The 20,774-nt window shown below is 64.1% G+C and carries 22 protein-coding genes; 12 read left to right on the top strand and 10 right to left on the bottom strand.

Annotated features, from left to right (window positions below; genetic code table 11):
• The first annotated feature begins 3 nt into the window (after window positions 1-3).
• The gene (locus SPISAL_RS08260) at window positions 4-528 is read left to right on the top strand and encodes a glutathione peroxidase (RefSeq protein WP_041389918.1); all 525 of its coding nucleotides are present in this window, start codon (window positions 4-6) and stop codon (window positions 526-528) included.
• Between the two features lie 11 nt (window positions 529-539).
• Here SPISAL_RS08260 and rpiA read toward each other — a convergent pair whose 3' ends face one another.
• Window positions 540-1,202, bottom strand: a complete 663-nt coding sequence (gene rpiA, locus SPISAL_RS08255; RefSeq protein ID WP_016354019.1) for a ribose-5-phosphate isomerase RpiA — start codon at window positions 1,200-1,202, stop codon at window positions 540-542.
• Between the two features lie 63 nt (window positions 1,203-1,265).
• Here rpiA and ilvA point away from each other — a divergent pair, with 63 nt between their 5' ends.
• Window positions 1,266-2,777: a threonine ammonia-lyase, biosynthetic gene (gene ilvA / locus SPISAL_RS08250; protein ID WP_016354018.1), complete on the top strand. Its 1,512-nt coding sequence runs from the start codon at window positions 1,266-1,268 to the stop codon at window positions 2,775-2,777.
• Here ilvA and SPISAL_RS08245 read toward each other — a convergent pair.
• Entirely contained in the window at window positions 2,774-3,115 is a 342-nt protein-coding gene (locus SPISAL_RS08245; protein ID WP_016354017.1) for a TraR/DksA family transcriptional regulator, read from the bottom strand. The genes ilvA and SPISAL_RS08245 overlap by 4 nt on opposite strands.
• A gap of 582 nt (window positions 3,116-3,697) precedes the next feature.
• On the opposite strand from SPISAL_RS08245, the gene SPISAL_RS08240 reads away from it, so the two are divergent.
• Together SPISAL_RS08240 and SPISAL_RS08235 are read left to right on the top strand one after the other, a co-directional pair.
• Window positions 3,698-4,027, top strand: coding sequence for a hypothetical protein (locus SPISAL_RS08240; protein ID WP_187287967.1), 330 nt, complete (start codon window positions 3,698-3,700; stop codon window positions 4,025-4,027).
• Window positions 4,024-4,395 carry a HigA family addiction module antitoxin gene (locus SPISAL_RS08235; protein WP_016354015.1) on the top strand — a complete coding sequence of 124 codons (372 nt, stop codon included), beginning with the start codon at window positions 4,024-4,026 and terminating at the stop codon, window positions 4,393-4,395. The genes SPISAL_RS08240 and SPISAL_RS08235 overlap by 4 nt, the downstream gene beginning before the upstream one ends.
• Before the next feature lie 12 nt (window positions 4,396-4,407).
• On the opposite strand, the gene SPISAL_RS08230 is transcribed toward SPISAL_RS08235, so the two are convergent.
• Complete coding sequence (locus SPISAL_RS08230; protein WP_016354014.1) at window positions 4,408-5,946, bottom strand: CoA-acylating methylmalonate-semialdehyde dehydrogenase; 1,539 nt, start codon at window positions 5,944-5,946, stop codon at window positions 4,408-4,410.
• A 161-nt stretch (window positions 5,947-6,107) separates the two neighbouring features.
• Here SPISAL_RS08230 and SPISAL_RS08225 point away from each other — a divergent pair, with 161 nt between their 5' ends.
• From SPISAL_RS08225 to SPISAL_RS08210, 4 genes are read left to right on the top strand one after another with little or no spacing between them, the layout of a single operon-like run.
• Complete coding sequence (locus tag SPISAL_RS08225; protein WP_016354013.1) at window positions 6,108-6,311, top strand: DUF1289 domain-containing protein; 204 nt, start codon at window positions 6,108-6,110, stop codon at window positions 6,309-6,311.
• A complete protein-coding gene (locus SPISAL_RS08220; RefSeq protein ID WP_016354012.1) occupies window positions 6,304-6,627 on the top strand; it encodes a cysteine-rich CWC family protein in 324 nt (107 codons plus the stop codon). Before SPISAL_RS08225 ends, SPISAL_RS08220 begins: the two co-directional genes overlap by 8 nt.
• 18 nt (window positions 6,628-6,645) lie before the next feature.
• Entirely contained in the window at window positions 6,646-7,428 is a 783-nt protein-coding gene (locus SPISAL_RS08215; protein ID WP_016354011.1) for a FadR/GntR family transcriptional regulator, read from the top strand.
• Window positions 7,425-7,973: an adenine phosphoribosyltransferase gene (locus SPISAL_RS08210; RefSeq protein ID WP_016354010.1), complete on the top strand. Its 549-nt coding sequence runs from the start codon at window positions 7,425-7,427 to the stop codon at window positions 7,971-7,973. The genes SPISAL_RS08215 and SPISAL_RS08210 overlap by 4 nt, the downstream gene beginning before the upstream one ends.
• A 1-nt stretch (window position 7,974) precedes the next feature.
• Here SPISAL_RS08210 and SPISAL_RS08205 read toward each other — a convergent pair whose 3' ends face one another.
• From SPISAL_RS08205 to SPISAL_RS08190, 4 genes are read right to left on the bottom strand one after another with little or no spacing between them, the layout of a single operon-like run.
• The gene (locus SPISAL_RS08205) at window positions 7,975-8,778 is read right to left on the bottom strand and encodes an ABC transporter permease (protein ID WP_016354009.1); all 804 of its coding nucleotides are present in this window, start codon (window positions 8,776-8,778) and stop codon (window positions 7,975-7,977) included.
• On the bottom strand, window positions 8,778-9,791 hold the full coding sequence (locus tag SPISAL_RS08200; RefSeq protein ID WP_016354008.1) for an ATP-binding cassette domain-containing protein: 1,014 nt from the start codon (window positions 9,789-9,791) through the stop codon (window positions 8,778-8,780). The genes SPISAL_RS08205 and SPISAL_RS08200 overlap by 1 nt, the downstream gene beginning before the upstream one ends.
• On the bottom strand, window positions 9,784-12,837 hold the full coding sequence (locus tag SPISAL_RS08195; protein ID WP_016354007.1) for an efflux RND transporter permease subunit: 3,054 nt from the start codon (window positions 12,835-12,837) through the stop codon (window positions 9,784-9,786). The genes SPISAL_RS08200 and SPISAL_RS08195 overlap by 8 nt, the downstream gene beginning before the upstream one ends.
• Window positions 12,834-13,937 carry an efflux RND transporter periplasmic adaptor subunit gene (locus SPISAL_RS08190; protein WP_016354006.1) on the bottom strand — a complete coding sequence of 368 codons (1,104 nt, stop codon included), beginning with the start codon at window positions 13,935-13,937 and terminating at the stop codon, window positions 12,834-12,836. The genes SPISAL_RS08195 and SPISAL_RS08190 overlap by 4 nt, the downstream gene beginning before the upstream one ends.
• A gap of 125 nt (window positions 13,938-14,062) precedes the next feature.
• Here SPISAL_RS08190 and SPISAL_RS08185 point away from each other — a divergent pair, with 125 nt between their 5' ends.
• Window positions 14,063-14,902, top strand: a complete 840-nt coding sequence (locus SPISAL_RS08185; protein WP_016354005.1) for a universal stress protein — start codon at window positions 14,063-14,065, stop codon at window positions 14,900-14,902.
• On the opposite strand, the gene SPISAL_RS08180 is transcribed toward SPISAL_RS08185, so the two are convergent.
• Genes SPISAL_RS08180 through folE form a run of 3 tightly spaced genes read right to left on the bottom strand, consistent with a single transcriptional unit; the run spans window position 14,899 to window position 16,469 of the window.
• Complete coding sequence (locus SPISAL_RS08180) at window positions 14,899-15,474, bottom strand: LysE family translocator (protein WP_016354004.1); 576 nt, start codon at window positions 15,472-15,474, stop codon at window positions 14,899-14,901. The two genes, SPISAL_RS08185 and SPISAL_RS08180, sit on opposite strands and share 4 nt — an antisense overlap.
• 48 nt (window positions 15,475-15,522) lie before the next feature.
• Window positions 15,523-15,909, bottom strand: coding sequence for a dihydroneopterin triphosphate 2'-epimerase (folX, locus tag SPISAL_RS08175; RefSeq protein ID WP_016354003.1), 387 nt, complete (start codon window positions 15,907-15,909; stop codon window positions 15,523-15,525).
• A 5-nt stretch (window positions 15,910-15,914) separates the two neighbouring features.
• Entirely contained in the window at window positions 15,915-16,469 is a 555-nt protein-coding gene (folE, locus tag SPISAL_RS08170; RefSeq protein WP_016354002.1) for a GTP cyclohydrolase I FolE, read from the bottom strand.
• 78 nt (window positions 16,470-16,547) lie between these two features.
• Between folE and SPISAL_RS08165 the strand changes: the two genes are divergently transcribed.
• From SPISAL_RS08165 to wrbA, 3 genes are read left to right on the top strand one after another with little or no spacing between them, the layout of a single operon-like run.
• Complete coding sequence (locus tag SPISAL_RS08165; protein ID WP_016354001.1) at window positions 16,548-18,881, top strand: hypothetical protein; 2,334 nt, start codon at window positions 16,548-16,550, stop codon at window positions 18,879-18,881.
• Complete coding sequence (locus tag SPISAL_RS08160) at window positions 18,878-20,173, top strand: glycosyltransferase (protein WP_016354000.1); 1,296 nt, start codon at window positions 18,878-18,880, stop codon at window positions 20,171-20,173. The genes SPISAL_RS08165 and SPISAL_RS08160 overlap by 4 nt, the downstream gene beginning before the upstream one ends.
• Window positions 20,170-20,772 carry an NAD(P)H:quinone oxidoreductase gene (gene wrbA, locus SPISAL_RS08155; protein WP_016353999.1) on the top strand — a complete coding sequence of 201 codons (603 nt, stop codon included), beginning with the start codon at window positions 20,170-20,172 and terminating at the stop codon, window positions 20,770-20,772. Before SPISAL_RS08160 ends, wrbA begins: the two co-directional genes overlap by 4 nt.
• Window positions 20,773-20,774: the final 2 nt, after the last annotated feature.

Below are 20,774 nucleotides of genomic sequence, written 5' to 3'. Positions count from 1 at the left end.
CTGATGACCCTCATCGGAATGGCACTCATGAGTACAACACCCCAACCGGCCAATGCCTACGCGCTACTCGATCATGACATGCGCAAACTGCATTCCAGCGAGACCGTGAACGTGAGATCGCTGGCCGACGATGCACCAGCCGTGTTGCTGGTGAATACGGCCAGCCACTGCGGTTTTACCGGGCAGTTTGAAGGGCTCGAGGCGCTGCACCAGGAGTACAAGGATCAGGGCCTGAAGGTCATCGGGTTCTCGTCGGATTCCTTTAATCAGGAAGCCGATGACGAGGCCGCCGCCGCAGACACGTGTTTCGTTAACTTCGGCGTGACCTTCGACATGATGTCGACCATTCCAGTCAGGGGCGCCGATGCGCATCCCTTGTTTGCTGAGCTGGCCCGCCAGTCCCGCGCACCGCGCTGGAACTTCAACAAGTATCTGGTGAATCCGGCCGGCGAGGTGGTCGAGGTGTTTGGTTCGATGACCAAGCCGAATTCCGCTAAGCTCCGGCGCGCCATCGAGGGTCTCTTGTAACTAGCGAGCGCCTAAGCCGCCGTCACCCGCTCAACCCCATCATCGGTACCGACCAGCAGCTCATCGGCGGGACGCAAGGCGAACAGGCCATTGGTGACGATGCCGGCGATGTTGTTCAACTGCTGCTCGCGGTGCAGGGGCTCGGACAAATCCAGCCGACGGACATCCAGAATGACGTTGCCGTTGTCGGTGGTGAAGCCCTCGCGCAGCTCCGGGTGGCCGCCCAGCTTGAGCATTTGCCGGCCCACGTAGGAGCGGGCCATGGGGATGACCTCCACCGGCAGGGGGAAGTCGCCGAGGGCCGTGACCTGTTTTGAGGCATCAGCGATGCAGATGAACTGGTGGCTGAGTGCGGCGATGATCTTCTCGCGGGTGAGCGCGCCGCCGCCGCCCTTGATCATCTGCAGGTGGCGGTTGATCTCATCGGCGCCGTCGATCATCACGGCCAATTCAGTGACCTGGTTCGCGTCGCGGACCTCAATGCCATGGCCGCGCAGGCGCTCGGCGCTGGCCTCGGAGGCGGCCACGGCGGCCTCGATCTGCGTGTCGGAGGCAGCGAGCGCATCGATGAAGTGATTCACGGTGGAGCCACTGCCCACGCCAATGATGCTGCCCGACTGAATGGTCGCGACCGCGGCCTCGGCGGCGGCTCTTTTCTGCGCTTCTGCGCTCATATTGGCTCCTTTGATTGTCCGTCCTATACACTGAGACCTTTTACGGACAGCGCGCGTTCTGCCATGAAATCCTATCTGCAACGCATTCTGACCGCGAGCGTTTACGACGTTGCGGATCAGACGCCACTCACGCAAGCGGTGAACCTCTCCCGGCGGCTCGAGAATAACGTGCTTTTAAAGCGCGAAGATCTGCAGCCGGTGTTCTCGTTCAAGATCCGCGGTGCGTATAACAAGATTGCCAGTCTCACTGACGCGCAGCGCGAGAAGGGCGTGATCTGTTCATCGGCCGGCAACCACGCACAGGGCGTGGCGCTGTCGGCGCAAAAGCTGGGCATCAAGGCGACGATCGTGATGCCGCGCACCACGCCGGCGATCAAGGTGGATGCGGTCCGGAATTTCGGTGGTCGCGTGGTGCTGCATGGTGATAACTACGATGCCGCCAAGGCGCATGCCGAAAAGCTGGTGGAGGAGCGTGGGCTCACCTATATCCCCCCCTACGATGATCCGGAGGTGATCGCGGGGCAAGGCACGGTCGGCATGGAGATCTTGAGTCAGCATCCTCGGCCGATCGATGCCGTGTTCGTGCCGGTTGGCGGTGGGGGCTTAATCGCGGGCATTGCGGCCTACATCAAGCAATTACGTCCTGATATCAAGATCGTCGCCGTAGAGCCCGAGGACGCGCCAACGCTTGAGCGCGCCATGGCCACCGGCCGTCGGGTGACGCTCGGCGAGGTCGGGATCTTCGCCGATGGCGTCGCCGTGCGGCAGATTGGCAAGGAGACTTTTCGGATCGCTCGGGAGCTCGTCGATGAGTGCCTGTTGGTCTCGACGGATGAAATCTGTGCCGGGATCAAGGATATCTTCGAGGACACCCGGTCGGTGATGGAACCGGCGGGTGCGCTGGCGGTAGCGGGCATCAAGAAGTATGTCCAGCAAAACGGGATCACCGGGCAGACGCTCGTTGGCATCAATTGCGGTGCGAACATGAATTTCTCGCGCCTGGCGCATGTCGCGGAACGCGCGGAGCTCGGTGAGCATCGCGAAGCGGTGTTGGCGGTGACGATTCCGGAGCGCCCCGGCAGTTTTCGTGAGTTTTGCGAGACGATCGGGAACCGGGCGATCACCGAGTTCAATTACCGTTATGCGTACTCGGAAGAGGCGCATGTGTTTGCCGGGATCGGGCTGAACGATGGCTTTGCCGAGCGTGAGGAGGTCGTGGAGGCCCTGCGGGCACGAGACTATCCGGTGCTCGATTTAACAGATGATGAGATGTCGAAGGTTCACGTCCGTCACATGGTGGGTGGGCGTGGGCACAACGTCGACGACGAGATTCTGTACCACGTGCGCTTCCCGGAGCGCCCGGGGGCGCTATTGAATTTCCTGAAGCGCTTGGGCCGGCGCTGGAATATCTCGCTCTTCCATTATCGTAACCATGGCGCGGACTATGGACGCGTACTGGTGGGCATCCAGGTTCCACCCGATCAGCGCGCAAAGTTTGAGGAAAGCCTCGATAAGCTCGGGTATCCGTATCGGAATGAGTCGGATAACCCGGCGTACGCGCTCTTTTTGAGTTAATCGGCGCAGTCGATGCAGAGCGTAGCGGCGGGGTCGATTTCCAGGCGCCGGACGTCGATCGGTTCCTCGCAACGCAGACAATCGCCGTAGGTGCCCTCGTCGCAGCGCCGGAGGGCGGACTCAATGCGCGTGAGCGTGCGCTTCGCGCGCTCGCCGGTGGCCTGGGCCATCGCCTGTTGCTGCATGGCATCCATCCGCGACAGGCGACCCACCCGGGTTTGATCGAGCTCGACGGTTGCTGCGGAATCCGTGCGCGTGTCCTGCAAGTTCTCAAGCTCGGCGCGCTGGGCGAGCAGGCGCGCTCGGAAGTGCGGAATATCGATGTCGTCGGGGTTCATGGGGACAGGGTAACCGGGGAGAGGGTGGCCGGGGAGAGAAATCTCTCAGGAAATTGGCTCAAGCCGGTAGTGAGGGCCTAGCCATCGCTGAGGTCCAGCCTGGAGCTTACAGAGGCCCCGGTGGTTGCTATGCCACACGGCGCGCCGCGCAGAGTTTTGCCTCCTCTTTTCGCCCATGTTGACGCCTTCCGTAAAACGTTTGGATGTGGACCGTAAGGCGTCTGTCCGATTCACCGACCTTCGTCTGCGCAATAGCCAGGTTCGCAGGACGTCTGACGGAGTGCGGATCATGAAAACCCTTTCATGACGCCATTTCGCCGATTCGCCGTTGCCAGTTACGTACGACGTCACTCAATCGGACTGCAGTACGGCTCGCGTAAGGCGTCGTGATGTTTGCCGTCAAACGTCTGCAGGGGTCAAGTTGGGTTAACAACACTCGCTTCGCCGCGACGAATTTGCCGCACTGCCACCCGCCGGTCCCACCCGCTGGTCCGTTTACTGCGCCCGTTTAGCCGACAGCATCCCGCCCGACCACGAGATCGCGATATGTCTGTCGCCATGTTGAAAAGCTGTACAACTCCGGTGCTTCGAGCGATTTGGCGTGGCCGTGAACCACAGAACCTGCATCCCCGGGTTTTATTTGCCGTTCGTCAGCACCTTTCCATCCTGCATGCCGCGGTGGAACTCGAGGATCTCCACCAGGCGCTCGGGCAACAGCTCGAGGGTTGCTACGACCCGTCAGTGCCATTTCCGGAAGATCCGACTGACGCCGTGCCTGCCGCCTCGCCCACATCTCCCGACTGGTGGCGTATTCACGTCGGGTATGGCTGGTATCTGTCGTTTTACTTTGAGGCGGGTGAGGCGCGGCGGGTTGGACTGCACTGTGGTGAGCAGGCGAGGCCTGCGACATGACGGGTTTTGCACCACTGGATGGCGATAAACGCCCAGATGCGGTTGATCAGGCGCTTGCCCCTATCCCGCCGGGTGAGGTCCTGACCGATCAGTTCATGCGCCCACGCAGTATTCGCCCAACGCTTCTAGCGCGGGCGATCCGCGTGCCAGTGAATCGGATCACCGAGATTCAGTGTGGGCGGCGGCGCATTACCGCGCAAACGGCGCTGTTATTTGCCCGGTACTTCAGTACGTCCCCCGAGTTCTGGATGCGCTTGCAGATGGAGTATGACCTGAGGGCCGCGCGCCTTAGCCGTTCAACGCGCGCCCACTTACTCGACATCTCGCGCCACGTCCCGCTACCGCCAGGCCACAAGGCCAAGGGCTGAGCCCCCGTTCCCCTACATCGTCGGCATGACGAACTGGCTGCCGCCGTCGCGAACGCCTTTGGGCCAGCGCGTCGTGATGGTCTTCATCTGCGTGTAAAAGCGCACGGCGTCGGGCCCATGCGCGTGCAGGACACCAAAGCGTGAATGCTTCCAGCCACCGAAGCTGTGGAAGGCCATCGGGACCGGGATCGGTACGTTCACACCGACCATGCCCGCTTCAACGCGCTCGCTGTAGGTCCGGGCGGCGTCGCCGTCGCGCGTGAAGATCGCGGTGCCATTCGCGAACTCGTGGCCGTTCACCACGCTGAGGGCTTCCTCGAAGTCGGCGGCGCGAACCACGCTGAGCACCGGCCCGAAGATCTCTTCGCTGTGCACACGCATGCCGGGGCGGACCCGATCGAACAGGGAGCCACCAATGAAAAACCCGTTGGCGTGTTCGCCACCCGGCACGGCACCCTGCCGGCCGTCAACGACCAGCTCGGCGCCCTCGGCAGCCCCGATGTCCAGATAACTGGCGACCTTGTCGCGGTGCTCGCGGGTGACCAGCGGGCCCATTTCAGGCTCGGGCTCGCTGAGGCCATCGCCGATGGTCAGGGTCTGCAGGCGGTCCTTCAGACCCGCTACCAGGCGGTCCGCGGTCTCCTCGCCCACGGGGACGGCGACGGAGATCGCCATGCAGCGCTCGCCCGCCGAGCCATAGGCCGCGCCCATGAGGGCATCCACGGTCTGGTCCATATCGGCATCGGGCATGACCACGGCGTGGTTCTTGGCGCCGCCCAGGGCTTGGACGCGCTTGCCGTGGGCCGAGCCGGTTGAATAGATGGCCTGCGCGATCGGCGTGGAGCCCACAAAACTGATGGCGCCAACCCGCGGGTCGGTCAGCAGGACGTCGACCGCCTCCTTGTCACCATTGACCACATTGAACACACCATCGGGCAGACCGGCCTCTTTCAGTAATTCCGCCAACAGCATGCCGGCCGACGGGTCCTTCTCCGAGGGCTTGAGGATGAAGCTATTGCCGCAGGCCAGCGCCACGGGCGCCATCCACAACGGCACCATCACCGGGAAGTTGAACGGCGTAATGCCAGCGCACACGCCCACGGGCTGCTGCATGGAGTGGCTGTCCACGCCAGTGCCAACATTGGGTGAGTGCTCGCCTTTAATCAGATGCGGGATGCCACAGGCAAACTCCACCACCTCCAGGCCGCGGATGACTTCGCCCTTAGCATCCGAGAACGTCTTGCCGTGCTCGCGGGTGATGCACTCGGCCAGCCGGTCGTGGTTGCGCTCGATGAGCTCCTTAAAGCGGAACATGACCCGCGCCCGGCGCAGCGGCGGTGTAGCGCCCCAGCCGACCTGAGCCTCAGCCGCATTCGCAATGACGCGATCCACTTCCTCGGCCGACGCCAGCGCGACCGAGTGGGTCTGCGCGCCCGTCGCCGGGTTATAGATCGGTTGACTGCGCCCGCCCGGCGCGCCGGCAATGGCCTCACCGTTGACGTAATGGCCGATTTGGCCGGTGGCAGCGGCGTCCTGGGATGCGGTGGCCATGGTCTCTCCTCCGATGGTCTGACCACGCAGTATAGCCGGTGAAGTCGGGGGACGATAACCTTGGCGGGTGACCTTTACCGTTTGTCCTATTCATTGGGTGTCTGGTACAACGCCTGTACAACATCTTGTGGAGGTTCTGAGTGTCTTCGTCATCCCCTTGCGTGAGTATCTGTGAGGTCGAACAGGGTCGTTGCATTGGTTGCGGGCGCACCGAAACGGAAATCACCGAGTGGCGGGATTACCCTGAGGCCAAGCGCCTGGCCATCATGGACCGGTTGGACGAGGAAGCAGCCGCTGGCGGTTGGTTTGCGAGCGATGCGTTCGCCACCCCGGTCAGCCGATCAGCAGGAAAACCGGATGCCTGATCACGAGCCGAAGGCCTGTCCGCGCTGCGGGGGCGGTTTTGAGTGCCGCCTGGGCAGCATTCACCGTTGCCAGTGCGTGGATATCGCGCTCAGTGATGAAATGCGTGAGTCGATCGCGCAGCGTTATGACGATTGTTTATGCCGGGATTGCCTGATGGCCCTCGGCGAGCTTGAGGGCCGTCCCGCCCGTGCCTCGGAGGCCCCGTCAGCGGCCCCGGTGTCGGCCCGCATTCGGCAGCGCTCCGCCGACGCGGCGCGGGCACGCCAAGTTCGCCCCGAAGACCTGCTGCGCATCATGCAGGGCCCGCGCCGCTAGGCCGGGGGAGCGTGTCACGTGCACCATCTGTTCACCCCCGTTTCTCCGCCTGAGACGGGTCGTTTATCGGATGCGATTGCCGAGCAGATCGAGCGCCAGATTGTGGAAGGCCGGCTGCACGCTGGTGATGCACTGCCTGCGGAGCGTGAGCTGTCCCGTTTGATGGCGGTCTCCCGGGCTTCGTTGCGCGAGGCGCTGCTCAAGCTGGTCTCCCGTGAACTGCTGTTGGTGCGTCGTAACGCTGGCTATACCGTTGCCAAGGTCACCGCGCCCAGTCTCACCGATCCGTTGTTGCGGCTGATGGATAGCCAGCCCAAAGCGGTGTCTGACGTCCTGGAGCTGCGCCAGGGGGTGGAGACGATGAGCGCGGGACTGGCCGCCCGACGGGCCACTGACAAGGACCTGGCCGCAATTACCGAGGCGCTCGAGCGCATGGAGTCGGCGCAGGCCGCGGGTGAGGCGAGTGAGGCCGCGGATTGGGATGCCCGTCTGCACCTGGCGGTAGCCGAAGCCACTCATAACGTCGCGTTGGTCACCATGATGCGGGGTCTGTTCTCGGTGTTGCGTGAGCATGTGCGCCGGGCCCGCGCGGCCATGCTCATCAGCGAACAGGGCGAGGAGCACTTGCGGGTTCAGCACCGCGATCTGGTGGAGTCGATTGTGAACCACGACCCGGAAGGGGCGGTGCAGGCGGCCGAGACCCATTTGCGTTATCTTCGTGAGGGACTGGGTGACGCACGGGAGCATTCGGCGGCGTCATCGGATGATCACGCGCACGAACTCGGGAGACAGGACGGATGAGTGTTGGCATGACGGATCGCGAGGCGGATCTCGCCCAGGTAAAGGGCCTGATTCGGGATATTCCGGACTTCCCCAAGCCCGGGATTCTCTTCAAGGACATCACGCCATTGCTCGGAGACGCGACGGGGTTTCGTACGGCCATCGAGCTGATGGCGAGCGCAGTGGATGGCCCCACGCCGGAGTACATTGTGGGCACGGAGTCGCGGGGATTTATTTTTGGCGCGGCGCTTGCCTATGAGCTTGGCGCCGGTTTTATTCCCGTGCGCAAGCCGGGCAAGCTCCCGGCGGATGTGCACTCCGCGGAGTATGAGCTTGAATACGGCACGGATGCGCTGGAGGTTCACCGCGATGCCCTGCATCAGGGCGCGCGCACGCTGATTGTTGATGACTTGCTGGCAACTGGTGGGACGGCGCGGGCGACCGCTGATTTGCTGCGCCGCCTGGGCGCGGAAATGCTGGGCTATTGTTTTGTCCTGGAGCTTACCTTCCTGAATGCCCGCCAGCAGATGACCGATGCCCCGGTTACCGCGCTGATTCAGTACTAGATCATTTGATGAGCCGCCGGCGGGCGAGGGCGGCACTGATCCAGTAGGTCGCCACGATATAGCCGATCACCACGCCAAGATGCAGGATCGGGGCATCGATGGTGCCCCCGGTCATGAGCGGGCGGACCATCATCACGACATGGGCCAGCGGCAGGAACTGGGCGCCGATTTGCACGGCGTCTGGCAGGCTCGTCAGTGGGAAAAACACCCCGGAGAGCAGCAGCATCGGCGTCATGACCAGCGTGAAGTAGTACAAAAAGAAGTCATAGCTCGGCGAGATCGCGGTGACGATCATGGCGATACCGGCGAAGGCGAGTCCGGCCAGCAGGATCACCGGGAGCACGAGGATCGCCTCTGGCCCGGAGACCAGCCCCAGCAGAGCGGCGACCAGCACAATGGCGCTCGCATTGATGAGCGCCTTGGTGGCGGCCCAGGCAATTTCCCCCAGGACAACGTCATCCACGTTCATGGGCGCGGCGAGCATAGCCGCCCAGGTCTGCTGCATGGTCAGTCGGGTATAGGCGGAGTAGAGCGCCTCGAAGGTGGCGCCGGTCATCGCCGCGGAACAAACGATGCCGCTGGCAAGGAAGACCATGTAGCGCATGTCCTCCACCTCGCCAACGAACTGCCCCAGGCCGTAGCCCAGCGCCAGGAGGTAGAGCAAGGGCTCGCCAAAGTTGCCGAGGATTGAGGGCAGCATGAGTTTGCGCCACACCCGCAGGTTACGCAGCCACACCGCGATAAAACGCAGGCTGAGCTGCGGCGGTTCCCGCAGATGATCGATGAGGCGGGGCTCGCTTCGCATCAGTCTCGCAGCTCCCGGCCGGTCAGGCGCAGGAAGACGTCTTCCAGGCTCGCGGGGCGATACAGATAACCCGGGCCGATCAGGGCCTGGACCTTGTCCAGCAGGGCGTCACGGTCGGTCCCGTAGATCAGGACGGTCTCGCCGACGGGCTCAATGCGCAGACCGGCCTTGGTCAGGGGCTTAAGCCACTCGTCCTCGGCGGCCTGTTGGCTGTCGGTAGGCTCATCGCCTGGGGCGAAGGCGAGACGCCCGAGCCATTGCAGGGCGAGATCGCCCCGTAACTCAACGACATGGGGCTCGATGTGCTCGGCGATCAGGTTGCGGGGGGTATCGCAGGCGACGATGCGGCCATGGTCGATGATGGCCGCCCGGTCACACAGCCGCTCAGCCTCTTCCATGTAGTGGGTGGTTAGCAGCAGGGTCTTGCCCTGGCGGCGCAGGGTATGGAGCCGCTCCCAGATGTGCTGGCGCGCCTGCGGGTCGAGGCCGGTGCTGGGCTCATCCAGGGCGAGCAGTTCCGGGTCGTTAACGAGCGCCCGGGCCAGCGTAAGGCGGCGTTTCATACCGCCGGAGAGCCCCTGTATCGGATCATCCGCGCGTTCGGTGAGCTCGGCGAAGGCGAGGAGCTCGTCCAGCCGGGCCTCGATCCGGCGGCGGCGCGCACCGTAATACGCCCCGTAGGTAATCAGGTTTTCGCGCACGCTGAAATCGGGGTCGAGGTTGTCAAACTGCGGCACGATGCCCGCGCGCTCGCGCATGGCCCGAGCCCGCTCGGGGATGGGTTCGCCCAGGACCGTGATGGTGCCCGCGCTCGGCGGCGTCAGCCCCAGGAGCATCCGCAGCGTGGTGGTTTTGCCCGCGCCATTGGGGCCGAGCAGGGCAAAACACTCCCCCGCGGGGATGTCGAGATCAATGCCATCCACCACGGTCGTGCCGCCATACACCCGGGTGAGGCCCCGGGCGGTGACGGCAGGATCGCGGCTTGTTACCGGCTCAGCGCTTGGCTCAGGCATTGGCCCCCGCCGGTGTGCTCGCGTTGTGATCGCGAGCCAGCAGAAGGTAGAACGCCGGCAGCACGAACAGCGTGAAGATCGTGCCGATGCCAAGCCCCGTGGCGATGGTCAGTCCGATATGGAATCGGCTGACCGCGCCTGGCCCCGTAGCAATGAGCAGCGGCACCATGGCCATGATCAGCGCGAGCGAGGTCATGATGATGGGCCGCAGACGGATGGCCGAGGCCTCCTCCACCGCATCGCGTTTGTTCAGGCCCTGGTTGATTTGCAGGTTGTTGGCGAACTCCACGATCAGGATGCCGTTTTTCGCCACCACACCGATCAGTGTGATCAGCCCCACCTGGGTGTAGATGTTGACCGTGGCAAAGCCGAGCGTAATGAACGCCAGCGCGCCGGCAATGCTAAGCGGCACCGACACTAGGATGATCGCCGGGTCACGCCAGCTCTCGAACTGCGCGGCGAGCACCAGGTAGATCACCAGGATCGACAGGAAGAAGGTGAGCACCAGCGCACTCCCCTGACCGGCGAACTGCCGCGACTGCCCGGTGTAGTCCACGTTATAGGTGGATGGCAGCGTGTCCTCGGCGGTCGTCTCCAGGTACTCGAGCGCATCGCCAAGCGGTGTACCGGGGGTCATCACGCCTTCGAGTGTCAGCGAGTTGAGCTGCTGATGCTGGTTCCGTGAGCCTGGCTCCACCGATTCGGTCATCGTGACCACGCTGGAGATGGGCACCCGCTCGCCCGCCGGCGTCTCGATGTAGTAGTCCTCGAGCATGTCGGCGTCCAGCCGGAAGGGGCGGTCGACCTGGGGGATGACCTTGTAGCTGCGGCCATCCAGGTTGAAGCGGTTCACGTAACCGCCGCCGAGCATGCCGGATAGCGAGCTGCCAAGATCGGCCATGCTGATGCCCAGATCCGCTGCGCGGTCGCGGTCGACGTTGAGGGTGACCATGGGCCGGTCGTATTCCACCGATTTCTGCAAAAAGATGAAATTCCCGCTCTGCATCGCCTGGCCGATCATTTCGTTGGCCATCGCGTCCAGCGACTCGTAGGACTCGGAGGTGGTCATGACGAATTGCACGGGCAGTCCACCGCCGGAGCCTGGCAGACTGGGCCGCGGGAACACCGCGGTATCCAGGCCCGGGTTGGCGCTGAACTTCGCGCTGAGTTCCTCCTGGACCTCATTCTGACTTCGCTCCCGCTCGCTTGGCGGCACCATGTTGAAGCCGCCAAACACGGTATCCGGTGAGAGCCCACCCAGCAGCATGAACGTGCGGTTGTACTCCGGAATGGATTCGGCCTCGTCCTGATACTGCTCGGCAAACGCCGCCAGATAGTCGAACGTGGCGGTGCGCGGCGCCGAGCCCTGGAACAGCAGAATGCTCTGGTCTTCGGTGGGCGCAAGCTCGTTCTCGCTCATGGTGAACATGAAGTAGTTCGAGGCGAGCACGATAATGCCAAAGAAGATCGGCACGCTCTTGGTCTCGAGCAGGCCATGGAGGCTGCGTTTGTAACCCGCCGCCAGGCCGTTGAACAGTCGCTCGACAAACGACTCGAACCGGCCCGCGTTGCCGGCGGGCTTGAGGACCTTGGAGGCGATCATGGGCGAGAATGTGAGTGCTACAATGCCGGAGATCAGCACCGCGCCGGCCAGGGTGAAGGCGAACTCCGTGAACAGCGTGCCGACAAGCCCACCCATAAAGCCGATGGGGGCATAGACCGCGAGCAGGGTCGTGGTCATCGCGATAATGGGCACGGCCAGTTCCCGCGCACCGGTGAGTGCCGCATCCACCCGCGACATCCCGTCTTCGATATGTCGGTGGATGTTCTCCACCACGATGATGGCGTCATCCACCACCAGGCCGATGGCCAGCACCAGCGAGAGCAGCGTGAGCAGGTTCAACGAGTAGCCGAGTGCGAGCATCAGCGTGGCCGCACCCACCAGCGACAGCGGCACGGCGAGCGAGGGGACGATGGCCGCACGCACCGAGCCGATGGTCAGGAAGATGACCACGAGCACGATCAAGACCGCCTCGGCGATGGTCTTGAACACCTCGTTGATCGAATCCTCGATGAACTGACTGGCGTCGTAGGGCAGGGCCAGGCCGATGCCCTCGGGGAGCTGGCTGCGCAGCGCCGGTAGCTCGTTTTTCACCGCGCCGGCCACGTCCAGCGGGTTGGCGCCGGGCGCCTGCTCAACGGCAATGAACACCGATGGATCGCCCTTGTACCAGGCGGCTGAGGCGTAGGTCTCCGATGCAAAATCGGTGACTGCAATGTCATCCAGTCGCACGATGGTGCCGTTTTCCTCGCGCACGACCAGGCGTTTGAAGTCATCGGGGTCGCCAACATCCGTGGTGACAGACAGGTTGATCTGGGTATACGGGCCCTTGGTGCTGCCGATGCCCGCCTGGTAGTTGTTCGCCCGCAGCACGTCCTGGACCTCGGCGGCGGTGACGTTCAGCGAGGCCATCCGCTCGGGATCAAGCCAGATGCGCATGGCAGGCGAGCGGCCGAAGACCCGGGCCTTGGCGACACCGGGCAGGGCCTGGACCTGAGGCTGGACCACGCGGTTGACGAAGTCGGTGATCTCCGGGACGGGCACCTCCTCGCTGTAGATCGCCATGTACATCAGCGCGGTTTGATCCCCGGTGCTTGATTCAATCACCGGGTCCTGCGCGTCTTCGGGCAGGACGTTGCGCTGACTGGCCACCTTCGCCTGAATCTCCGAGACGGCCGCGTTGGCGTCGTAATTGAGCTCCATGTTCACTTCAATGGAGGACTCGCCCTGGCGGCTCTCGGAGGTGATGTAGTCAATGCCTTCGGCCTCAGCAATCGCCTGCTGCAGGGGCTGGGTAATAAAGCCCTGCACCAGCTCGCTGTCCGCGCCGGGGAAGGCGGTGCTAACGGTGACCACGGTGTTCTCGGTGGAGGGGTACTGGCGCACCTCCAGCAGATCCAGCGAGCGCACGCCGGCGAGCAGGATCAGCAGGCTGACGACCGTGGCAAGGACCGGCCGGTTGATGAAGATATCGGTGAATTTCATCGCCCGGAGACCTCATCCGGGTCAAGCGTCATGGTCTCATCGATGGTCACGGGCTGACCCGGGCGCACCTTGACCAGGCCAGCGCCGACCACGCGATCACCGGGCTCAAGCCCCTGGGTCACCTCGACCCGGCCATCGCGTGTCTCGCCGGTCTCGATCTGAACCCGTTCGGTGGTCAGGCCCTCGTCGGTCTCATTAATGCGGATGGCGAAATCGCCGTAGGTGTTAAAGCTCACCGCCGTGCTCGGAATGGTCGCGACCTTCCGGGTCATGGGCTCGAGGATGGTCACGCGGGCGAACATGCCGGGGCGCAGGCGGCCCTCGGGGTTCTCCAGCGTGGCGCGGATGGGCACCGAGCGGGTCTCGGGGCTCACCCCACTTTCGATCGCGGTGATCTCCCCCTCAAACGTCTCGTCGCCGTAAGCACCGGTGCTGATGCGGATGCGCTGGCCTTCTTCCACATCCGACAAAAAGCGCTCCGGCAAGGTGAAATCGGCATAGATCGGGTCGAGCTGGCGCAGCTCGACGATGCTGGAGCCGGGCGAGAGGAACTGGCCAACGCTGACCTCACGCAGACCGAGCAGCCCGTCAAACGGCGCTTCGATGGTTTTCTGGCGAATCCGGGCCTGCTGGGTCTGAACGGCGGCTTCGGCGCTGTCCAGCCGGGCGCGGGCCACATCGAATTCGGACTGGGAGATGGCCCGGCGCGGGAGTAGGTCCTCGGCGCGCTCGAACTCGATGCGTGCGAGCTCGGCCTCGGTCTCCAGACCGGCGAGCTCGGCGTTATCGACCGACTTGTCGAGCTCGATGAGGACATCGCCTTCGCTCACGGCATCGCCGGAGTCGAAGCGGATGACATCAATGGTGCCTGCGGCCTCGGTGCTCACGTTCACCCGGTCAACCGCCGTCAATCCCCCAACGGCGCTGCGCTGGCCGCGCCACTCGAGGGTCTCGACCTCAGCCGCGGTGATGTTGGCCGGGCGAGGTTCGCCCGCGCCTTCCGGTGGCTGGAATTGCACGAGGAACTTGTAACCGAAAATGCCCCCAAAGATCGCGCCCAGCAGCAGTAGCGCGACGAGAAAGCGAACGAAGATTTTCATTGACGCATTCCTGTTTGCGTGGATTCGGGTATGCGTGATCCGACAGCGGAATCGGCAAAGGGTTGCAAGTGTATCAGGCAGTGGCGTAATTCTGAGATCACAGTGGATGAGCCGATGGGGGCCTCATGATTCGCGACATCCTGCTCTACCTCAGTGATGACGGCCACGCGCTCGAGCACGCCAAAGCGAGCGCAGCGCTGGCTGAGGGGCTGTCCGCGCGCTTAACCGGGCTGGCCGTGGCCGAGCCGCTCGCGGCGCATGCCGAGTATCTTCCCCCGGAGGCGCTTGATCGTTATCGGGAGGCCTGGAAAACCCGCAATGCCCGGCTGGCGGCGGCCTTTAAAGAGGGCGTCGACTCGCGGGCGATCAGCACCGAGTGGCGAGCCGTGGAGGATTTGCGCATCGATCGCAACACGCTGGATGTGATCGCGTTGCAGGCACGTTACGCCGATCTGCTGATCGTCGGGCAGATGGACCCCGATCGGCCTGCGGATCTGGTGCCCGGTGATCTGCCTGGTCAGGCCGCCGTCCTGGCGGGCCGGCCCGTGCTCGCATGGCCGTATGCCTGGCAACGTCGGCCTGTCGGCCGTCGGGTCATCATTGGCTGGAATGGCAGCCGCGAGAGTGCGCGGGCGGTGAGCGATGCCCTGCCGTTACTGCGTCAAGCCGAGGCGGTGCAGGTGGTGGTTGGCAGCCAGCAGGGATCGCAAGGACGACATGGGGATGTGCCGGGTGCCGATATTGCCGCGCATCTGGCGCGCCATGCGGTACCGGTCGAGGCCAATGATCAGACGAGGTCCGATATCCCGGTGGCGGACGCGCTGCTCTCGGCGGCCGCGGATTTTGATGCCGATCTTTTGGTGATGGGCGCCTACGGGCGCTCGCGGCTGCGGGAGCTGGTCCTGGGCGGGACCACACGGCGCGTTTTAAGTGAAATGACCCTACCGGTGTTACTGGCCCATTAACCCCCGAGGGCCCGGATCGCCGTGGTCAGGGCCAGGAAGACGAGCACCGCGCCGGTCAGCCGCTCAATCCAGACGCCATAACGGCGCAGCCACGCGCTGAGGCCCTGGCCTGACAGCACAAGGGCCACAGCGGCATACCAGCCTGCATCCACGGCCGTGGCCGTGCCGGCGAGAATGGCCACTTCAAGGATGCCGGCGTCCGGGCGGGTGAACTGGCTGAACAGCGCCAGGAAAAAGACCGCGATTTTTGGATTGAGCAACGCCATTGCCAGCCCATCGCGCACGCTACCCCAGGGCCGCTTGGTGATGACGGGCGCGTCGGTGCTCGCCTCAAATCGGCCGGTACCCCGCAGGGCACGGGCGCCAAGCCAGAGCAGATAGGCCGATCCAGCGAGCGTTAGCCCATTAAACAGGGCCTGCTGGGTGGCCACGAGCGCGGCGAGGCCAAGGGCCGTTGCCAGTGCATAGAGCCCCACGCCCAAACCATGGCTCAGCGCCGTGGCCAGGCCGGCGCCTCGGCCCTGTTGGACGGTATTGCGAACCACCAGGGCCAGACTGGGCCCCGGGGACATGGCCCCGAGCAGACACACCGCCAGGAGTGAGAACCAGGCGGCGATGGGTTAGCGGGGGGCGCGGCTCGCCGACATGGTCAGCGAGACGGAATCGGAGAAGCGCAGCGCATGGGGCTTGTCGACTTCCACCTCGGCCTGCACCGCGGGGCGATGCGCCATGGCGATTTCGACAAGGTCGTTGACGAGCTTCTCCAGGAGCAGGAAGCGGTTGTCCTCGACATGGGCGATCACCTCCTTGGTGATCGTTTTATAGTCGAGCGCTTCGGCGACGGCATCGCCCCGGGCGGCGGGCAACGCGTCGTAGTCGATGCGGATGTTGACCACCACATCCTGGCGCTTGCGCTGCTCTTCATCGTTAAAACCGATAAACGTGCGCAGGCGCAGATCCTTGATGTGGATGCGAGAGAGCGGTCGCTGGAGTCCGTCGTTGGCCATGGGCGTTACCGGCGAATGAGCTGGAGAAATTCATTGCGCGTGGACTGGGAGTCACGGAACGCGCCGAGCATGACCGATGAGCTCATCTCGGAGTTCTGCTTGTTGACCCCACGCATCATCATGCACAGGTGCTTGGCATCCATCTGCACCGCGACGCCCAGGGCCCCGGTGGCCTCCTGGATGGCCTCAGCCACATCGCGTGTGAGTTTTTCCTGGATCTGCAGCCGGCGGGCGTACATATCGATAATCCGCGCGATCTTCGACAGCCCGATGACCTTGCCGTTGGGGATATACCCCACCTGGGCACGGCCGATAAAAGGCAGGACGTGATGCTCGCAAAGCGAGTAGAACTCGATGTCGCGAACAATGACCATCTCATCGCTGTCGGATTCGAACAACGCATCATTGACGAGATCATCAAGCGACTGCTGATAACCCTGGGTCAGGTACTCGATGGCACGGGCGGCGCGATAGGGGGTTTTAGCCAGTCCCTCGCGGGTGACGTCTTCGCCGATGCCACGAATGATTTCCTCAAAATGGTGGTCCAGGTCGGGATTCATCACCGATCTCCGTTATGGATGCAGAACCGTCAGATTCTACATGGGTTGACGGTTAAATCGACAACGAGGAATTGATCAATGCGATTGATGGGTGTAATCCGCTGGCTGCCATGGCGTTGGTTACTTCGGCGGGCGGCGCGCTCCCAGGGCTTTCTCGATCCGCTGGCGCTGATGGCGCGGCTGCGCCGCTTCGGCCAGCCCTCGGAAGTGGCGGAGCCTATTGAGTTATTGCGGGCTGGCATGGTGTTTCATGCCCGCGGCCTGATTAACACCCGGGTCATTCAGCACAATCTGGATTGGGTCTGGCCCTACTGGATCGAGCAGCAGTTCGATCCCTATAGCTCGGCGTTTCTGCCGCGGGCCTTCAGCATCACCCACGTCAACCTGACCCATCGGAACTGGACCGCCGTGGGCCGGCCAGACTGCGCGGCGCTTCCCATTGTGGACCCCCGGGGCCTGGTGACGGCGATGGAGGATGGCTGGTCGCTGGATGGCTGGATCCTGGGCGCTGATGGGACGGCGCTGTATCCATCGCGCGCCAAAACGGCGAAGCAGTCGCTGACCAATGAGCCGGACGATCTTCGGCTGACCACGCAGACCGCCCAATCGGGGATGACGCTGGAGACCCGGGCCCAGGTCTGGCGCGAGTCCGGGCCGATGGCGTCGAGCCATGTCCTGGTGTGTGACTACGAGGCGGAGAGCGCCACGGGCGGGCAGTTGGCCATTGCCTTGCGGCCGTATAACCCCGAGGGGATCAGTTTTATTCAGCGCGTCCAATGCCTGGCCGATGAGACCGGTAGGGCTGGCGGCTGGCGTTGGCAGGTGCAGGATGACGAGCCCGGCAGCGCCGTCACCGACGTGCACTTTGATACCCAACCCGATGCGTTCGCGAGCTCGGATTATGTGGGCGGCGATGCGGCGCTGAAAGCAAACAGTGGCGACGCGCCGGCACCGGTCTCCGGGGCGTCAACCGACTGCGATACCGGGTTGGTGACAGCGGTGGCGTTGTACAACCTGGGGCCCGGTGAGGCGCGCACGATTCGGCTGCGCATTCCGCTGCCAGCGGCGGCAACGCAGCCCGATGCGGTCGGCTGGGCCTCGGCGCTTGCGGGTGCCGCGCAACTGCAGGTCCCCGATGCGCGCTTTCAGCACCTTTATGACACGGCGCTGCGGACCCTGCTGCTCCATTCCGTGGAAGACATCTACCCGGGGCCCTACACCTACCGCCGGTTCTGGTTCCGGGATGCCGCCTTTATCATCCACGCCTTGCTGCATGCGGGCTTTGCCGACCGTGCTGAGCAGGCGCTGGCGCGGTTTCCTGAGCGCCAGACCCGGGCCACCGGGTATTTTCACAGCCAGGAGGGCGAGTGGGATGCCAACGGCCAGGCCCTGTGGATTCTGGCGCGCTTTCATGCATTGACCGGGCGTCTGCCCGCGGGGGTGAGCCAGGCGGAGTGGCTGCGAGTGATTCGTCGCGGTGCGCACTGGATCGAGCGCAAGCGCCTGCCCGCGGATGATGCCGTGCCGGAGGCGGGGCTCCTGCCGGCGGGCTTTAGCGCCGAGCATCTCGGCCCGAACGACTACTACTACTGGGATGACGACTGGGCCGTTGGCGGCCTCAGGGCGGCGGCGGTCACTGTGGACGCCGCCGGTGATCGGCAGCTCGCCGATTGGATGCGAGCGCAGGCGGATGATCTTGCAGCCAGCCTCACGCGGGCCCATGACGCGGATGTCACGCGCCTGGGCCGGGCCGCCATTCCAGCCTCCCCGCGTCGGCGCATGGACGCGGGGGCGATCGGATCCATCGCCATCGGCTACCCGCTCCAGTCGGTTGCAGCGGATGATCCGCGCTTGCTGGGCACGGTGGAGTACCTGCTTGCGGCCCATCGGGTCCATGGTGGCTTTTTCCAGGAGATGATCCACTCCGGCGTGAATGCCTATCTCACCTTGCATCTGGCTCAGGTGCTCTTGCGGGCCGGGGACGCGCGGGGCCTTGAGCTCATGGATGCGGTCGCGGCGCTCGCCAGTCCCACCGGACAGTGGCCTGAGGCCATTCATCCGGGCACCTACGGCGGCTGTATGGGGGATGGCCAGCATGTCTGGGCCGCCGCGGAGTGGGTGGCCATGATGCGTCATGCTTTTGTTCGCGAAGAAAACGGGGGCCTCGTGCTGGGCGCGGGATTACAGACGCGCTGGCTCCAGGCCGGCGAGGTGCTCGGCTTCGGGCCCACGCCAACGCCCCACGGCGCCGTGCGGGTCACCGTGCATCCGGATGCGCGTGGGGCCCATCGCGTAGAATGGGCGATTGACGGCCCTGATCCGGATTGGGTGCGCATCGCGCTGCCCGGCCGGCAGCCTCTTGAGATGACGGGCGCGCTGCGCACGGCCCAACTACCGGAATCAACGCCATGAACATCGTCATGATGACCAACACCTACCTCCCTCATGTGGGGGGTGTCGCCCGCTCCGTCTCGGCGTTTACCGAGGCGTATCGTGACCGCGGACATCGGGTGCTGGTCGTGGCGCCGGTCTTTCCGAATGCCCCGGCGGATGAGCCAGACGTGGTGCGCATCCCGGCCATTCAGAATTTCAACGGCAGCGATTTCTCGGTGGTGCTGCCGGTGCCCGGGCGCCTGGATGAGGCGCTGGATGCCTTCGAGCCCGACATCATTCACGCCCATCACCCGTTTCTGATTGGCTCGACGGCATTGCGGGTCGCCGCTGAGCGCAACTGTCCGCTGGTGTTCACGCATCACACACTCTACGAGAGCTACACCCATTACGTGCCCGGTGACTCGCCCGCCCTCAAGCGCTTTGTCGTCGAGCTCTCGACCAGTTATGCCAATAGTGCCGATCAGGTTATCGCCCCGAGTCAGAGCATTGCGGACCTGCTGGTCGACCGCGGCGTGGAGACGCCGATTGCTGTGGTGCCAACCGGCATTGACCGCGCGGCGTTTGCGAGTGGGGATGGCGCGGCATTTCGCCAAGCCTGGGGGCTCGATCCGGACGCGCCCGTCATGGGGCATGTGGGTCGTCTGGCCGAGGAGAAAAACCTGAGTTATCTCACGGATGCCCTGCTGAAGGCCCTGGCACAGTCCCCGCGTGCGCAGGTCTTGATCGTCGGCGAGGGAGCTGAGCACGAGGCGATTGCCGACCAGGTGGCGCAGGCGGGCGTGGGAGATCGGGTCTGTCTGACCGGCGCGCTGGAATGGCCGGCCCTGGCGGATGCGTATGCTGCCATGGACCTGTTTGCGTTTGCCTCGCACACGGAAACCCAGGGCCTGGTGCTCGCTGAGGCCATGGCCGCTGGTGCACCCGTGGTTGCTTTGGATGCACCCGGTGCGCGCGAGGTGCTTGAGGATGGCGCCAATGGCCGATTGTTGCCTGCTGATGCAGGCACGTCGGACTTTGCCGCCGTCCTGCTGGAATGGCTGGACTGGGCCGAAAGAACACCGCAGGCTGTCCGCGCGTCACTGGCCTCAACCGCCGAGGCCTATTCGCTTGATCACTCGGCAGACGAGGCGCTGGCCGTTGCCCGGCAGTGTCTGCAGGCTGAGGCTACCGCGCCCGCGCGCCGTGACCATGCCCGCGCCGCCTGGCAAAGCAGTCTGCGGCGGGTGCAGGCGGAGTGGTCCGTGATCCGTGGCATGGCGCGAGCCGCCGGCCGAGCACTCAGTTACCCATCACAAGGAGTCAAACGATGAGCAAAATTCTGGTTTTGTATTACAGCACCTGGGGCCACGTAGAGACGATGGCAGGCGCCATTGCCGAGGGGGCCCGCCGCGTGGATGGCACCGAAGTGACCATTAAGCGCGTGCCGGAGCTGATGCCCGACGAGGTCGTTGCCAGCATGGGCGCCAAGGTGGATCAGGCCGCACCCATCGCCACCCCGGATGAGCTGGCCGACTACGATGCCATTATCTTCGGCACCCCCACACGGTTCGGGAACATGGCCGCGCAGATGCGCAATTTTCTTGATCAGACCGGCGGTCTGTGGGCAGCCGGCAAGCTGATCGGCAAGGTGGGCAGTGTCTTTGCGAGCACCGGCAGTCAGCACGGCGGTCAGGAGACGACCCTCACCTCGTTTCACACCACCCTGTTCCATCAGGGCATGGTGGTAGTGGGTGTCCCCTATTCCTGCCCCGAGCTCACCACCATGGAAGAAATCACCGGTGGCACGCCGTATGGCGCCACCACCTTGGCTGATGGCGATGGCAGCCGTCAGCCGAGCGAGAACGAGCTCACGATTGCCCGCTTTCAGGGGCACCATGTGGCCGACATCACCGCAAAACTGGCGGGTTAGGG

The organism is Spiribacter salinus M19-40, from assembly GCF_000319575.2.
GTDB lineage: Bacteria > Pseudomonadota > Gammaproteobacteria > Nitrococcales > Nitrococcaceae > Spiribacter > Spiribacter salinus.
Note: the sequence above shows the minus strand (reverse complement) of the source record. Positions and strands in the feature narration are given on the sequence as shown.